Source organism: Variovorax sp. P1_G12 (assembly GCF_056405555.1).
In genome coordinates, this window is the sequence record NZ_JBFUBW010000001.1 from 96,608 (window position 1) to 110,443 (window position 13,836).

A 13,836-nucleotide genomic window follows, 5' to 3' on the forward strand; every position below is an offset into this window, starting at 1 on the left:
ATGCCCGCCACCGGCGGGCACCGAAATGATCAATCTCAAGAATGTCATCCTGCGCCGCAGCGCCAAAGTGCTGCTCGACGGCGCCAGCGTCACCATCAACCCCGGCGAAAAGGTCGGCCTGGTCGGGCGCAACGGCGCCGGCAAGTCCACCCTGTTCGCGCTTTTCAACGGGACCCTGCATGAAGACGGCGGCGACTTCTCCCTACCCAAGCAATGGCGCATGGCCCAGGTCGCGCAGAACATGCCCGAGACCGACGAGCCGGCGACCGACTTCGTGGTCGGCGGCGACACCCGGCTGGTCGAATTGCGCGCGGTGCTGGCCCAGACCGAGGCCGGCCACGAGGCCGACCCCGACGACCACGACATGGGCATGGCGCTGGCCCATGCCTACACCGACCTGGCCGATGCCGGCGAACACGACGCCGTGCCGCGCGCGCAGTCGCTGATCCTGGGCCTGGGCTTCAAGGCCCATGAGCTGGACCAGCCCGTCAACAGCTTCTCGGGCGGCTGGCGCATGCGGCTGCAGCTGGCCCGCGCACTGATGTGCCCGAGCGACCTGCTGCTGCTCGACGAACCCACCAATCACCTGGACCTCGATGCCCTGGTCTGGCTCGAAGCCTGGCTGCAGAAGTACGCCGGCACCATGATCGTGATCAGCCACGACCGGGAATTCCTGGACGCCGTGACCGACGTCACGCTGCACATCGAAAAGGCCAAGCTCACGCGTTATGGCGGCAACTACAGCGCCTTCGAGACCCTGCGTGCGCAGCAGATGGAACTGCAGCAGTCGGCCTTCGCCAAGCAGCAGGACAAGATCGCCCATCTGCAGAAGTTCATCGACCGCTTCAAGGCCAAGGCCAGCAAGGCCAAGCAGGCGCAAAGCCGGGTCAAGGCGCTCGAGCGCATGGAAAAGGTCGCGCCGCTGCTGGCCGAGGCCGACTTCACTTTCGAATTCAAGGAGCCGGGCAACATCCCCAATCCGATGCTGTCGATCAGCGACGCGAGCTTCGGCTACCAGGTCGAAGGCGAGGCGCCGAAGACCATCCTGCGCGGCGTCAACCGCTCGGTGCTGGCCGGCCAGCGCATCGGCATCCTTGGCGCCAACGGCCAGGGCAAGTCGACGCTGGTCAAGACCATCGCACGCGAGATGGGCGCGCTCGCGGGCACCGTGACCGAGGGCAAGGGGCTCAATATCGGCTACTTCGCGCAACAGGAACTCGACGTGCTGCGGCCGCAGGACAACCCGCTCGAGCACATGGTGCGGATGGCGCGCGAACTCGGCTCGAACGTCAAGGAGCGCACCGGCGAGCAGGACCTGCGCGGTTTCCTCGGCAGCTTCAACTTCAGCGGCGACATGGTCAAGCAGGCCGTCGGCACCATGAGCGGCGGCGAGAAGGCGCGACTGGTGCTGGCCATGATGGTCTGGCAGCGGCCCAACCTGCTGCTGCTCGACGAGCCCACCAACCACCTGGACCTCGCCACCCGCGAGGCGCTGGCCGTGGCGCTCAACGAGTTCGAAGGCACGCTGATGCTGGTGAGCCACGACCGTGCGCTGCTGCGCTCGGTCTGCGACGAATTCTGGCTGGTCGGCCGCGGCGTCATCACCGACTTCGATGGCGACCTCGACGACTACCAGCGCTACCTCCTCGACGAAGCCAAACGCCTGCGCGAGGAAGCCAAGGTGGCCAATCGCGACGCGGCGGCACCGGCGGCCCCCAAGGTCGAGGCGGTTGCGCCGGCGGCGAAGGTCGAGAAGGCCGCCACCGAGGTCGCCTCCGGCAAGAACCAGCGCAAGCAGGATGCGCAGGAGCGCCAGCAGCGCAGCGAGCAAGCCAAGCCGCTCAAGCGCGAACTGGCCCAGATCGACCAGCGCCTGGCCGCGGCGAGCAGCGAAAAGACGGCGCTGGAGCAGCGCCTCGCGCAACCCCTGCCGGCGCCGGAGATCGCCGAAGCCGGCAAGCGGCTGAAGACGCTCGGCGACGAGATCGCCCGGCTCGAAGAGCGCTGGCTGGCCCTGTCGGACCAGCTCGAGGCGCTCGCCGCCTGATAATGCAGGCGGCATGCCCTCCGCCATCGAACTCGCTCAAGGTGATCCACAGCTGATTGCGGCCATTCGGCGCAGTCGCCGCCTGCTCGGGCGCAAGGCCATGATGGCTGCCATGGTGGGCGTCGTGCCGCTGCCCGGCATCGACTGGGCCGCCGACGCGGCCCTGCTGGCGCGCGTGGTGCCGCAGATCAGCGCCGAGTTCGGCCTGTCGGTGACCCAGGTCGAGCGCATGGCGCCGAACGAGCGCGAAACCATCCGGAAAGCGGCCGCGACGGTCGGCGCGCTGCTGGTGGGACGCCTAGTCACGCGTGACTTGCTGGTCGCGCTGGCGCGCCATGCGGGGGTCAAGCTGACCGCCAGCCAGGCCGCCAAATTCGTGCCTATCGCAGGCCAGGTGGTTTCCGCCACGCTGAGCTACGCGGCGCTGCGCTCCCTGGGCGAACTGCACATCAAGGATTGCGTGCAGGTGGCGCACAGCCTGCGACACCAACTGCCGCCACCCGGAAGTGCGCAGGCCGTGGCGCCACCGCCCCCACCCTCCCGACTGGCCAGTACCTGGAATCGCTTTCGGCTGCGCTAGGAAACTAGCACTAAAGAATTCAATACCTGCCCAACGCGTCAGGTTGTTGGCCGAGCACGATAATCGGCGCAGAGGATTCCGCCGAGCTGGAGACATAATGACCAAACTCAGGCAGTTGACTTCTGCAGGAGTTGTTCCGGAGGCAAGTCGGGTTCGGAGGAGCGGAAGATGAACGAAACAGACCTCGCAGCTTCAGTCGAACGGCTCATGGCCCGGGTCGACTACTACCTGCACTGCGAGTTGGACGAAGAGTACGACCACGACCGGCCGGACACGGCGCGCGGTCTGCTGGAAGCGGCCTTGCGCCAGGAGTTGCTTCGGGCCAGCGCGGTGGGTGTCGTTTCAGCCATTGCCGGCGCCCGACTTCCAACGACGATGGGCGGCGACCCAGCCGGATAGTCAGCAGAGAAAAGGCCGTATCCAACGGCCTTTTCTCTGCTGGCAGCGCCCCGCATGGCGACGGACCCGCCTCCGAACGCCAGGACAGAGGTCTCTCGCGTACGGGACCCCAGCCACCACCGTGATATCGATATCAGTCCGGGCGCCCCTCAGTGAGTTGCCGGACGACCGCATCGCGACCGAAGCGCTCGGCCCCTGTCGCTGCGGGGTCGATCCAGTCCGGCACGTCCAGCAGCAGGTACGTGGCCAGACTTTCCAGTCGGGGCTCGTAGGTACGTCGCAACTGGCCGATGGCCCGCAGACTGGCCTCGTCGTCACGCCAGTTCGGCAGGATCCGACGGATCGTCGACGTGAGATGCCGCAGCGCCTCGGCGTCCATCCGGCGGACCGACACCTGCCGCGCCGGTGCCACGCGCAGCGACTCACTGGCTTCATCGAGGACGCGCCTCAAGGCCGAGAAGGTGGCGGTGGCCTGGTGACGCCGCGCGTCGTCAGCGCCCCCAATGAGCAACGTACAAACATCCAGCACCACCGCCAGCGAGCCCAGCCAGGAATGGCCCTCGTGTTGCGAGCGGTAGTACGCCAGCATCGGATACACGGCCTGGCTCTCGATCAGATCGCTCGCCCAGATCTCCCAGTCCCTCAGCCAGCGTTCGAGCGCCTCTGGGCTGTCATGCACATGCCAGCCCAGCAGGGCGGCAGCCGTCGGCGGCGAGCCGGCGCGCGCGGAGAATTCAATGAGTTGGAGATCGCGGCGAGTGAAGTGCTGATAGAGCACCGGCAAGTAGCCGATGGTCAGTGCGATGAAACCGAAGCCGATACCGGCTTCGAGGATCACCAGCAGCCGCGCCAGCCAATGGTGCGGCACATTGTCGCCATACCCGAGTGTGAAGAAGGCGTCGCCGCTGATGATGATCAGGTCGACCAGCGCGTCGGAGCCGGCGTTGGGTACCAGGCGCTGCAGCGCCCAATGCACCAGTCCGAATCCCACGATCAGGCTCCCGCCCCACAGGGCGAAGAGCATGACCATCGACAGCGGCCCGTAGACGCCGATAAAGTCCTCGCGCCGACTGCCGATGGGCCAAAGGCCCGCGCATCGAGCCCAGACATGCCAGGTGCATTTGAAGAAATAGCGGTTCAGCCGTACCTGCCGGCGCACCGGACGCGGCAGCAGCACCACTTCGAAGGCGTCGACCAGGGTCGCCAGAACCAGGATGGCGCCGAGCAGTAAGGCGATCAAAGGCATCGAGCTCTGTCCGTGGATGAAAAAGCCCAGTATGTCTCCCCCGGTCTCAAGTTACCCCGCGCCCTTGCGGCGGGTTCGTGTATGAAGCCCTTGGCCGTCGTCATCCAGTCCCGCCAGCGGCCACGACGACGACGAAGGCCCAGCATCGCGCATCGACCAGTCCCACACCTTGATGCAGCGCAATGACGGACGATGTCGGCAACCGCCGCAGACGGCCGATGCCTGGCTTGCGCGCGATCAACGCTCGGCCGCGCCGTTCGCTTTAGCGTTCGCTCCATGAAGCATTTCATATCTCTACCGATGCGCAGGTTGTTGCTCGTCGCACTGATATCGTTCGCGTTTCAGGGCGGTACTGTGCTCGCCCGTCCGGCGCCCCAGCCCACGCTGGCGCCGGGCTCGTACGCCACCGGCGGCATCGGCGAGCAAGGCCAGTCGGACATGCGGGTCGCGCGCGATCTCTACAACTTGCGCCTGACGTTCGCCGAGGTCGGCACCGGCGCCTATGTCGCGGGGGTCGGCGTGATGATCGAGCCTGTGGGCCGGGGCATGCCACACGGCCCCTTTGCGGACTGCGGCCCCCTGTTCCATGTGGTCCTGAGTCCCGGCGTCTATCGCGTATATGCCACCTATGCGGGCGTCTCCCAGGCCAAGACGTTTCGGGTCGGCAAGGGGGCAACGAACGGCACCTTCTACTGGCCCTTCCAACCCGACTGAGGCACAGATGAGAATCACCATTCATTCCGGCTCTGCTGCATCGGCCGAGCTTCAGGTGGGAACATCCCACCATCCTTACAACGGTCCGCTCCCCGAGATCGGCCAGACGATCTTGATCCCCGAGGACGCAAAGGTCGACGGTGCCGCCAAGGGAAAAGCCAAGGTGACGAACATCGTCTGGCACTACAACGCCGCAGCGAGCGCACTTTGGCCGGAGATCGTCTGCAGACGTTGATCGCTGCGCGGCAGCAGGCCTGGCGACCGTGGTCCGTGCCAGGACTCCGGCATGCCCGTTTTTTGATCGAGCGCAAGCTGCTGTGTCCTGCCTGAGCAGACACTGAAACTGAACACCAGCGCGGATTTCTGCTGCGCGAGCCATTGAAGACCATCCAGCAGGCGCTCGGCGAGGACGGCGAAGTATCGAAGAACTCGTCACGGCGGCCGGTGGCGAGCGCATCCGTGTCACGGCCGGCAAGGAAGAACCATGTATCAACACATCCTCGTTCCCATCGACGGCAGCGAGACTGCCGAGCAAGGCCTTCGCGAAGCGATTCGCCTGGCTGCGGACCAGAAAGCCCGGCTGCGCCTGTTGTATGTCATCGACGACTTTCCAATGCTCATGGAGATGTCCAGTGTCGCGAACTTCGACACATCTCTGCAGAGACTGCGTGACTATGGGCAGCAACTTCTCTCTCAATCCCAGAAGCTGGCGAACGACTCCGGTGTGCAGGCCGATCCAGTCCTGCGCGAGGTCACGGCAGGCCGAGTCTCCAATACGGTGGTGGACGAGGCCACGACTTCCGCGTGCGACCTGATCGTCATGGGTACGCACGGTCGGCGGGGCTTCAGCCGCATGGCCCTTGGCAGCGACGCAGACCTCGTCGTGCGAACCAGTCCGGTACCCGTCCTGCTGGTCCGGCAAAACTCGCATGGCAGAAGATCAGAGACCGCGGAGTAGATTTTGCGGCGTCCCATTGCGGGGCTTCAGCACTGAGATTCGTTCGGTTCGGAACGGACGATGCTGACGACAGGTCGGATGGGTCCGCTACGGACGGCTTGGCCCCGTCACTGCAAGGTACAGTGCAGCGCGCCAAGGCCTTGGCTGCCACGGAGCCGAGCAACAGATTCTTCAGCGCGGCTTCGAGCAGCTAGCCGTCCAACGGCACACCGCCACCAAAGCGGCACGCCCACTGGTCCCAGAGTTCCTGGTTGACAGCCACCAGCGCCTTCTCCCAGGCAGCGAGGACCTGGTACTGACTCCGCTGAGCCTGAACGCAGCCGTCGACGAGCGCCCTTTGCCAGTGCAGCGCCAAGGTCGCGTAGCCATCGCGAATCGGCGACGCCTCCGCGAGAGTAGAAGTCAGTGTCATATCGTTCATGGATGGCCTTTCATGGGACGATGGATGCAACGGTTCATGTTAGACGCGGCACTCTGTTCCAGCCTTTGCGCCACATCAAGATCTCCCGTATTGCCACTCCGATGTTGCGTGCCCTGTTCACCATTCGATCGCTGAGCGAACGCGCCCTGAACAACTACCTTTACGCCCGAGCGGTGATGGGGCTGGAAGTGTCATGGCCGGACGTGCGTCCGAGTGCAACGCACTGAACCCTACCACCGGCGAACGGCGAGTTCGGCGCAGAGTCGAACCCTCAAGATGTCCGCCTCTTTTCGCCGCATAGCCGCCTCGTTGATTGCGCTTGTGCTCGGTCTGGGCGGGGCCTGCGTCGGCCACGCCCGGCCGGGTCCCGCAGAACTGCGCACCGCCTACAGCGATCAAGTCGACCGCCAGCTGGACATCCCGGCCGACGAGAGCCAGCGATACGGCCTGCTTGCAGTCGCAGCGCTCGAACATGCCGGTGTCGATCCAGTGCCGGCGCAGTACGTGGCGTTGGTCGACCGCAGCCCGAACGTGCAGGCGATTTTCATCTATTGGCTGGTAGCCGGGACGTCTCTCGAATTGATCGGGGCTTCGCCCGTTTCGACCGGACGCGGCGGCGAATTCGATCACTTCCAGACCCCGTTGGGGGTCTATGAACACACGCCATCCAACCCGGATTTCCGCGCCGAAGGAACTCGCAACGAAAACGGCATCCGCGGCTACGGCCTCGCCGGCATGCGGGTGTTCGATTTCGGGTGGCAACAGGCCGAGCGGCTGTGGGGGCATGGCGGCATCAGCACGATGCGGCTGCAGATGCACGCCACCGATCCCGGCTATCTGGAGCCCCGCCTCGGCAGCGTGCAATCCAAGGGCTGCATCCGGATTCCGGCGAGCCTGAACCGCCTGCTCGACCACTTCGGTGTGCTGGACGCGGACTATCTCCGCGCCCGTGCCGAGGGTTCGCCGATCTGGGTGCTGCCGGCCACGCAAACGCCGGTCGACGACGGCGGCCGCTATCTGGTCATCGTCGACACGGAGCGAACGGAGCGTCCTGCCTGGGCGCCCGCGCCCGGAGCCCCCGACCGGCGGAAATCCGTCCCGCCTGCGCCTTGATCCAGCGCAAGGCTGCCCCGGCAGTGCCTTCCTAAAGTGATGCTCCTTCGCCTCCTCACTCCACGAAAGGAATCCCATGAGATCCGACGCACAACTCCGAAGCGACGTCCAGGCGGAACTGGACTGGGACCCGGCGGTCAAGTCCTCCAGCGTCGGGGTGATCGCCAATGACGGCGTGGTCACGCTGACCGGCCATGTCGGCAGCTACGCAATCAAGCACGCCGTCGAACGTGCGGCGCAGCGCGTCAAAGGCGTCAAGGCGCTCGCCATCGAGATCACGGTCAAGCTGCCCGCTTCCGATCAACGCACCGACGCCGACATCGCCGCGGCGGTCGAGCGCGGCCTCGAGTGGTCCGCGCTGGTGCCGGCGGGCAAGATCAAGCCCCTCGTCGAGGGCGGCTGGGTCACCCTCAACGGCGAGGTCGATTGGGAATACCAGCGAAAGGCCGCCGAAAAGGCAGTGCGCAATCTGATGGGCGTCACCGGCGTCTCCAACCTGCTCAATCTCACGCCAAAGGTCGTCCCGTCGGACGTCGAGAAGCGGCTGCACGATGCCCTGGCGCGGCAGGCCGATCGGGAAGCGGATCGGATCCAGATCACGGTGACCGGGTCGCAAGTCAACCTGCGGGGCCGGGTCCATTCGTGGGCCGAGTTCAATGCCGTGCAGGGCGCGGCCTGGTCCGCGCCGGGTGTCACCTCCGTCACGAACGACCTCGTCGTTCAAGACTGAGCCCGACCGCGATCCAGAGGCCACACAATCGACTGGAGTCGCCGCTGTCCGCCTGAAGCATTCATCCGGGAGCAAGCACCATGTATGGATTCACGGTCGCGCTGAGCCGATGCTCCTTTTTCATCGCTTGTCGCCGCCCGAAATGCCAGCGTGGTCGATATCAGCACCCTGCGGATCGGCCGCCACGAAACGGCGGAGGATCTCGAACTGGAGTTCGCGCCGACCGATTTCGCCGACAGGCTGGCATTGCCGTTTTCGGCGAGCACGCGGGTCGTCCGGCGATCCGAACCGCTTGACCTTCATCAAACCGGCGACGTCTCGCGGCCCGCAAGATGGGTCCCCACAGAAAGCGCTCTCATGACCATTCGCCACCTGGACCGCCTGCTCTCGCCGACTTCGGTCGCCGTCTTCGGCGCCTCCCACCGGGCCGGCAGCGTCGGCTCGACCGTCTGGCGCAACCTGCGCGAGGGCAGCTTTGCCGGTCCCGCCTACGCCGTGAATCCCAAACACACCTTCCTGGATGGTGTCCCGGTGTTCGCAAAGGCGGCGCACCTGCCGGCGGCGCCGGACCTCGCCCTTCTGTGTACGCCTGCGGACACGATCACGCAATTGGTGGCTGAACTCGGGGCGATCGGCACCCGCGCGGTCATCGTCATGACGGCGGGACTCAGCGCGGCGCAGAAGCAATCGGCCCTCGACGCAGGGCGCCCGTATCTGATGCGCATCCTGGGACCCAATTGCATCGGCCTGCTGAGCCCACACATCGGACTCAACGCCAGCTTTGCCCACACCGACGCGATACCCGGCGAAATCGCCTTCGTGTCGCAATCCGGCGCATTGGTCACTGCCATGCTCGACTGGGCCAAGAGCCGAAGGATCGGCCTCTCTCATCTCGTGTCGCTCGGCGACCATTGCGATGTCGACTTCGGCGACTTGCTCGACCACCTGGCCAACGATGCCCGCACCCGGTCGATCCTGCTCTACATCGAATCGGTGGAATCGCCGCGCAAATTCATGTCCGCCGCGCGCGCGGCGGCCCGCAACAAGCCAGTGATCGTGGTGAAGGCCGGGCGCGCGGGCCATGGCGTACGCGCCGCCGCCAGCCACACGGGCGCGCTGGCCGGCTCCGACGTCGTCTATGACGCCGCCATCCGGCGCGCGGGCATGTTGCGGGTCGACACGCTGCAGGATCTGTTCATCGCCGCCGAGACGCTGGCGCGCTTTCGCGGCAATCGCAGCGAAACGCTCACCATCATGACCAACGGCGGCGGTGCCGGCGTCATGGCCGCCGACGCAGCAGCGCGTGCCGGCGTGGCGCTCGCCGAACCCGGCGAGGCGCTGATGGAACGGCTGAACGCCATGCTGCCGGACCATTGGTCACACGCGAATCCGGTCGACATCATCGGCGACGCGCCCGTCGAGCGCTACACCGCCACGCTCTCCTCCCTGCTGGCCGACGAATCGACCGGCGCCGTGCTCTTCGTGCACGCACCGACCGCCATCGTGCGCAGCGACGACATCGCCCGCGCTTGCCTTCCATTGCTGCGACGGACCGTTCCGCGCGTCATGAGCACCTGGCTCGGGGACGCCGCGGTCGCGCAGGCGCGCCAGATCTTCGAAGAGGCCGGCGTACCCGACTATCCGACGCCGGAAGAAGCGGTCCGCGCGTTCGCGATGTTGCAAACCTACCGGCGCAACCAGGACACCCTGATGGAAGCGCCCAGCGCCAGCGAGAGGCCGACGCCCGATGTCGCGGGGGCGCAGCTGCAACTCGACACGGCGCTGGCGGAAAACCGCGAATGGCTGGGCGAGCAGGAAGCCAAGACCGTGCTCAAGGCCTACGGCATCCCTGTCGTTCCGACGCTGAAAGTCGCAGCCTCGGCCGAGGCCATTTTTTCCGGAGCGCGCGAGTTGGGCTATCCATTGGTGATCAAGATCGACTCGCGGGACATCACGCACAAGTCCGATGTCGGCGGCGTCATGCTCGGCATTCGCGATCAGGCATCGCTGGACCGCGCGGTCAGCGACATGCTGCGGACTGTGCATGCCGCCCGGCCCGAGGCGCGCATCGATGGCTTCACGCTGCAGCCCATGGTGCACCGCCAGCACGCGCAGGAGGTGATCGTCGGCGCCCGCATCGACAGTGTTTTCGGTCCCGTCATCCTGTGCGGCCAGGGCGGGACTGCGGTGGAAGTCACGGCCGACAGCGCCATTGGCCTGCCTCCGCTCAACCGGAGCCTGGCGCGCGAACTCGTATCGCGCACACGCGTGTCGCGACTGCTGGCCGGCTATCGCGACCACCCGCCCGCGCAGATGGATGCGCTGTACGACGTGCTGATCGCGGTGTCCCAGATGCTCGCTGACTTGCCGCAACTGGCTGAACTCGACATCAATCCGCTGTGGGTCGACGAAAACGGTGCGCTGGCGCTCGACGCCCGCATACGGATCGCGGCGGCGCCTGGCGCCGGCGCGGACCGCTTCGCGATCCTTCCCTACCCCACGCAGTGGATTCGCACCTGCGCCTGGAACGATCGCTCGATCACCGTGCGCCCCATCCGTCCGGAAGACGAGGCCCAGCACCGGCGCTTCCTGGAAAAACTCGACCCGGAGGATGTCCGCCTGCGTATTTTCCAGATGCGACGCGAGCTTCCGCGCAGCGAACTGGCGCGGCTGACCCAGATCGACTATGACCGGGAAATGGCTTTCATCGCCGAGGCCGCCGATGCGCAGGGCGTGCCCGAGACGCTGGGCGTGGCGCGCACGGTCAGCGATCCTGACCGCGTGGAGGCCGAGTTCGCCATCATCGTGCGCTCCGACCTCAAAGGAGGCGGGTTGGGAAAGCTGATGTTCGAACAACTGATCGACCATGCCAGGAGCCAAGGCATCGGCCGCCTCGTCGGCCTCGTGCTGCGCGAGAACACGCGCATGCTGAACCTGTCCCGAACGATGGGCTTCAAGGCGGATCCGATCGATGCGGACTCCTCCGGCCTGCGGCGGATGGTCAAGGTGCTGAACGACGGCAACGGACCTTGATCCACCGCAACATTCACGATGCGAGGTCGGCGCACGATGACGGCATTCGCACAGCCAAGGAGTCGGCGCCATGATTCGCAACGTTGGAACCCTCGATCGCCTGCTGCGCGTTGGCGCGGGTGTGGTGCTGCTCGCACTGTCGATCGTGGGAATGATCGGGCCATGGGGGTTTGTCGGCGTCGTTCCCTTGGTCACGGGCCTGGTGGGCAATTGTCCTGCCTATGCATTGTTCGGTCTCAGAACCTGCGCAAACACCGATTCGCCGGCCCCGAAGGGTTCGCCATGAAAGTCATCATCCCGCGCCAAGGCCGGGCCGCAGGCATCGCGTGGAAGACGGTCGTTGCCTTGGCACTTCTGGGGGCAGGCGTGCTCTGGCTTGCCTCGGCCCTGGTGGTGGCCTGGGTGACGCAGGACTGATCACCGCCCTGGTTCAACGTCCGCTGTCGCAAGCGATTCAAGCGCCCAGTGGCTGCACGCGCGGTTTACGCCTCAATGTGTCCAGCGCCGGTCGAGTGCGGCTCGTAGCGCCCGCGTCACGGTTCGCCCTTGCGTGGCGTCAAACCGCGTTGCGACGATCGTGCCTCGTCTGGCGCACCATGATCGCCTCGCCTCCCGCACCCTGATGGCTCGATGCCGCGCCCTGGCGTAGAACCTTGTGGCGTTGTGTGCATCATCCGGATACGCCAGCGTTGCAAGCAGATGTCCATCCGAATTGATTTGGATCAAGGCCGGACGCTGTGACGTCGCCAGACTCCAGTGCGCGTCGGCATCGCATGGTTGCCGGCATGGCCCGATCAAGGACAACAATATGGACGACCCGAAGGATTCGCTGGACCGCACCCTGCATGCGGGCATGGCCCAGCTGACCCGGGGCTTGTCGCCCGCCTCCCTGATGTTGGCGTGGTCGGACTGGGCGATTCACTTTGCGGCGCAGCCAGCGCGCAGCTCGCAGGTGCTGCTGGTCCGTCCGTGGATGCAGGCGATGGAGACGGCCATTGCAGACTCCCGGTCCTTGCCGGACGTCGGAACGCCGACACCCTCCGCCAGCAAAAGCGATCGCCGTCTCGCGGATCCGTCGTGGGGCGCTTGGCCGTTCAATCTGCTGAGGCAGGCCTATGGCGCGCAAGAAAAATGGCTTCATGAGTTGACCGAAGGTGTGCCCGGCGTCGACCACCATCACGAACAGATCGTCGCCTTCGCAGCGCGGCAACTGCACGCCATGTTCTCGCCGGCGAACTGCCTCACGAGCAATCCAGAGGCCCTGCGGCAGACCGCGGCGACGGGCGGCATGAACCTGCTCCATGGTGCCCAGCACTGGGCGGAGGACTTTCAGCGCACCCTCCGGCACCTGCCGCCAAAAGACGCCGAGGTTTTCGAGCCGGGGCGCCACGTGGCGGTGACACCGGGCAAGGTCGTCCTGCGCAACCACCTGATGGAACTCATCCAGTACGCGCCCAGCACACCCACGGTCCATCCCGAGCCGGTGCTGATCATGAGCGCCTGGATCATGAAGTACTACATCCTGGACCTGTCCCCGCACAACTCCCTGATCCGCTATCTGGTCGGCAAGGGCCACACGGTGTTCGCGATCTCGTGGCGGAATCCGGACGCCGACGATCGCGACCTCGGAATCGAAGACTACCTGTCGCAGGGCCTGATGGCGAGCGTCGACGCCATCCGGGCGATCGTGCCCGATACGCGCATCCACGCCCTGGGCTACTGCCTCGGCGGCACGCTGCTCGCGATCGGGGCGGCCGCCATGGCGCGCGACGGCGACGACCGGCTGGCCACGATGACCTTGCTGGCCGCGCAGACCGACTTCACCGAGCCCGGAGAGCTCAGCCTCTTCATTGACGAGAGCCAGCTCACCTTCCTGGAGGACCTCATGGCGCGCCAGGGCTACCTCGACGGCAAGCAGATGGCCGGTGCCTTTGCGCTGCTGCGTTCGATCGACCTCATCTGGTCGCCGATGGTGCAGACCTACCTCCTCGGCAAGCGCGCACCGATGACCGACTTGCTTGCCTGGAACGCCGATGCGACACGCATGCCGTACCGGATGCATGCGGATTACCTGCGCAGCCTGTTCCTCGAAAACGCCTTGGCGCAGGGGCGCTTCGAGGTGAAAGGCAAGCCCTTGTCGCTGGGCGACATCAAGGTGCCCATCTTCGCCGTCGGTACGCGTACTGATCACGTCGCGCCCTGGCGCTCTGTCTACAAGCTGAATCTGCTGTGCGATACCGAGATCCGATTCGTTCTCACCGATGGCGGGCACAACGCCGGCATCGTGAGCGAGCCCGGACACCCGCATCGCCGCTACCAGATGCTGCATCGCGCCGAGAATGCACCCTACGTGCCGCCGGAGGCATTTGTGGCCGGCGCCGAGCATGTCGAAGGCTCGTGGTGGCCCGCGTATCAGGCCTGGCTGGCTGACCGTTCCGGCCGGCCGCGCAAGCCGCCGCGCATGGGCAATGCGCGCCTCGGCCTTGCGCCGGACTGTGACGCGCCGGGCACCTATGTGCTGATGCGATGAGTCGGGACCGCCGCTGCGCCCGGGCCTTGCGCCGAAAGCCGCAATTTGATCCAGCGCAAGCCATG

The 13,836-nt window shown here is 65.9% G+C and carries 15 protein-coding genes; 12 read left to right on the top strand and 3 right to left on the bottom strand.

Annotated features, from left to right (window positions below; translation table 11 throughout):
* Positions 1–25: 25 nt before the first annotated feature.
* From AC1D2O_RS00470 to AC1D2O_RS00480, 3 genes are all read left to right on the top strand, one after another.
* A complete protein-coding gene (locus AC1D2O_RS00470) occupies positions 26–2,047 on the top strand; it encodes an ABC-F family ATP-binding cassette domain-containing protein (RefSeq protein ID WP_478092524.1) in 2,022 nt (673 codons plus the stop codon).
* Positions 2,048–2,060: 13 nt separating this feature from the next.
* The gene (locus tag AC1D2O_RS00475) at positions 2,061–2,627 is read left to right on the top strand and encodes a hypothetical protein (RefSeq protein ID WP_478092526.1); all 567 of its coding nucleotides are present in this window, start codon (positions 2,061–2,063) and stop codon (positions 2,625–2,627) included.
* Between the two features lie 168 nt (positions 2,628–2,795).
* Entirely contained in the window at positions 2,796–3,026 is a 231-nt protein-coding gene (locus AC1D2O_RS00480) for a hypothetical protein (RefSeq protein ID WP_478155930.1), read from the top strand.
* A gap of 133 nt (positions 3,027–3,159) precedes the next feature.
* On the opposite strand, the gene AC1D2O_RS00485 is transcribed toward AC1D2O_RS00480, so the two are convergent.
* Entirely contained in the window at positions 3,160–4,272 is a 1,113-nt protein-coding gene (locus AC1D2O_RS00485) for a potassium channel family protein (protein ID WP_478155931.1), read from the bottom strand.
* Between the two features lie 300 nt (positions 4,273–4,572).
* On the opposite strand from AC1D2O_RS00485, the gene AC1D2O_RS00490 reads away from it, so the two are divergent.
* From AC1D2O_RS00490 to AC1D2O_RS00500, 3 genes are all read left to right on the top strand, one after another.
* Entirely contained in the window at positions 4,573–4,986 is a 414-nt protein-coding gene (locus AC1D2O_RS00490) for a hypothetical protein (protein WP_478155933.1), read from the top strand.
* Positions 4,987–4,993: 7 nt separating this feature from the next.
* Positions 4,994–5,221: a hypothetical protein gene (locus tag AC1D2O_RS00495; RefSeq protein ID WP_478155935.1), complete on the top strand. Its 228-nt coding sequence runs from the start codon at positions 4,994–4,996 to the stop codon at positions 5,219–5,221.
* Positions 5,222–5,470: 249 nt separating this feature from the next.
* Positions 5,471–5,944, top strand: a complete 474-nt coding sequence (locus AC1D2O_RS00500; RefSeq protein ID WP_477650844.1) for a universal stress protein — start codon at positions 5,471–5,473, stop codon at positions 5,942–5,944.
* A 190-nt stretch (positions 5,945–6,134) separates the two neighbouring features.
* Here AC1D2O_RS00500 and AC1D2O_RS00505 read toward each other — a convergent pair whose 3' ends face one another.
* A complete protein-coding gene (locus AC1D2O_RS00505; RefSeq protein ID WP_478155937.1) occupies positions 6,135–6,365 on the bottom strand; it encodes a hypothetical protein in 231 nt (76 codons plus the stop codon).
* Positions 6,366–6,641: 276 nt separating this feature from the next.
* Here AC1D2O_RS00505 and AC1D2O_RS00510 point away from each other — a divergent pair, with 276 nt between their 5' ends.
* Both AC1D2O_RS00510 and AC1D2O_RS00515 read left to right on the top strand, forming a co-directional pair.
* Complete coding sequence (locus tag AC1D2O_RS00510; protein WP_478155939.1) at positions 6,642–7,478, top strand: L,D-transpeptidase; 837 nt, start codon at positions 6,642–6,644, stop codon at positions 7,476–7,478.
* A 76-nt stretch (positions 7,479–7,554) separates the two neighbouring features.
* Positions 7,555–8,208, top strand: coding sequence for a BON domain-containing protein (locus tag AC1D2O_RS00515; RefSeq protein ID WP_478089571.1), 654 nt, complete (start codon positions 7,555–7,557; stop codon positions 8,206–8,208).
* Positions 8,209–8,328: 120 nt separating this feature from the next.
* On the opposite strand, the gene AC1D2O_RS00520 is transcribed toward AC1D2O_RS00515, so the two are convergent.
* Complete coding sequence (locus tag AC1D2O_RS00520) at positions 8,329–8,514, bottom strand: hypothetical protein (RefSeq protein ID WP_478089570.1); 186 nt, start codon at positions 8,512–8,514, stop codon at positions 8,329–8,331.
* A gap of 51 nt (positions 8,515–8,565) precedes the next feature.
* On the opposite strand from AC1D2O_RS00520, the gene AC1D2O_RS00525 reads away from it, so the two are divergent.
* From AC1D2O_RS00525 to AC1D2O_RS00540, 4 genes are all read left to right on the top strand, one after another.
* Positions 8,566–11,241, top strand: a complete 2,676-nt coding sequence (locus tag AC1D2O_RS00525) for a bifunctional acetate--CoA ligase family protein/GNAT family N-acetyltransferase (protein ID WP_478155941.1) — start codon at positions 8,566–8,568, stop codon at positions 11,239–11,241.
* A 70-nt stretch (positions 11,242–11,311) separates the two neighbouring features.
* Positions 11,312–11,527: a YgaP family membrane protein gene (locus tag AC1D2O_RS00530; protein ID WP_478089568.1), complete on the top strand. Its 216-nt coding sequence runs from the start codon at positions 11,312–11,314 to the stop codon at positions 11,525–11,527.
* A complete protein-coding gene (locus AC1D2O_RS00535; RefSeq protein WP_478089567.1) occupies positions 11,524–11,658 on the top strand; it encodes a hypothetical protein in 135 nt (44 codons plus the stop codon). The genes AC1D2O_RS00530 and AC1D2O_RS00535 overlap by 4 nt, the downstream gene beginning before the upstream one ends.
* A gap of 391 nt (positions 11,659–12,049) precedes the next feature.
* The gene (locus tag AC1D2O_RS00540) at positions 12,050–13,771 is read left to right on the top strand and encodes a PHA/PHB synthase family protein (RefSeq protein ID WP_478156076.1); all 1,722 of its coding nucleotides are present in this window, start codon (positions 12,050–12,052) and stop codon (positions 13,769–13,771) included.
* The last annotated feature ends 65 nt before the right edge of the window (positions 13,772–13,836 follow it).

Coding starts and splice junctions, on each gene's coding strand:
- AC1D2O_RS00470 (WP_478092524.1), top strand. CDS start 26: ATGATCAATCTCAAGAATGTCATCCTGCGCCGCAGCGCCAAAGTGCTG.
- AC1D2O_RS00475 (WP_478092526.1), top strand. CDS start 2,061: ATGCCCTCCGCCATCGAACTCGCTCAAGGTGATCCACAGCTGATTGCG.
- AC1D2O_RS00480 (WP_478155930.1), top strand. CDS start 2,796: ATGAACGAAACAGACCTCGCAGCTTCAGTCGAACGGCTCATGGCCCGG.
- AC1D2O_RS00485 (WP_478155931.1), bottom strand. CDS start 4,272: ATGCCTTTGATCGCCTTACTGCTCGGCGCCATCCTGGTTCTGGCGACC.
- AC1D2O_RS00490 (WP_478155933.1), top strand. CDS start 4,573: ATGCGCAGGTTGTTGCTCGTCGCACTGATATCGTTCGCGTTTCAGGGC.
- AC1D2O_RS00495 (WP_478155935.1), top strand. CDS start 4,994: ATGAGAATCACCATTCATTCCGGCTCTGCTGCATCGGCCGAGCTTCAG.
- AC1D2O_RS00500 (WP_477650844.1), top strand. CDS start 5,471: ATGTATCAACACATCCTCGTTCCCATCGACGGCAGCGAGACTGCCGAG.
- AC1D2O_RS00505 (WP_478155937.1), bottom strand. CDS start 6,365: ATGAACGATATGACACTGACTTCTACTCTCGCGGAGGCGTCGCCGATT.
- AC1D2O_RS00510 (WP_478155939.1), top strand. CDS start 6,642: ATGTCCGCCTCTTTTCGCCGCATAGCCGCCTCGTTGATTGCGCTTGTG.
- AC1D2O_RS00515 (WP_478089571.1), top strand. CDS start 7,555: ATGAGATCCGACGCACAACTCCGAAGCGACGTCCAGGCGGAACTGGAC.
- AC1D2O_RS00525 (WP_478155941.1), top strand. CDS start 8,566: ATGACCATTCGCCACCTGGACCGCCTGCTCTCGCCGACTTCGGTCGCC.
- AC1D2O_RS00530 (WP_478089568.1), top strand. CDS start 11,312: ATGATTCGCAACGTTGGAACCCTCGATCGCCTGCTGCGCGTTGGCGCG.
- AC1D2O_RS00535 (WP_478089567.1), top strand. CDS start 11,524: ATGAAAGTCATCATCCCGCGCCAAGGCCGGGCCGCAGGCATCGCGTGG.
- AC1D2O_RS00540 (WP_478156076.1), top strand. CDS start 12,050: ATGGACGACCCGAAGGATTCGCTGGACCGCACCCTGCATGCGGGCATG.